At 71.5% G+C, this 417-nt stretch carries 1 protein-coding gene; it reads right to left on the minus strand.

The genetic code is table 11. From position 1 onward, the window contains the following. A partial coding sequence (locus EN850_RS33770; RefSeq protein ID WP_210238009.1) for a hypothetical protein occupies positions 1–417 on the minus strand: 417 nt, incomplete at both ends.

Below are 417 nucleotides of genomic sequence, written 5' to 3' on the forward strand. Positions count from 1 at the left end.
CGGCGAAGTCGCCCTCCACGACCCAGCCCAGGGTGCCGTAGCGGCCCTCGGCCCCCAGGCGCACCGAACGGATCTCGGTACCCGAAACGTCGCGGTCGGCGACCGCCGAACCGTCGGTGCTGGAGGCATCGACGAACAGGCGGCCACGGGGACGGAACACCGTCGTGCCGTCGGCGCTGCTGAACTCCGGTGCGCCCTTGCCCCAGGAGACCTTCGGCAGCCTGGACTGGCCGGATTCCAATGCGGCTACCCGCGTCTCCAGCGCAGGCGCGGGCGGCGTGGACGTTACGGTCGCACTGCCCTGCCCGCCTGCGACAGCGCGAAGGCGTGCTTCCAGTTGCTGGATCTGTAGCGCCTGCTGCTGCACCAGGCGTGACAGCTCGGCCTGGCTCAACGGCGCGGGCAGCGAGGACGTGG

Source organism: Mesorhizobium sp. M8A.F.Ca.ET.207.01.1.1 (genome assembly GCF_004794715.1).
In the GTDB taxonomy this organism is placed as follows: domain Bacteria; phylum Pseudomonadota; class Alphaproteobacteria; order Rhizobiales; family Rhizobiaceae; genus Mesorhizobium.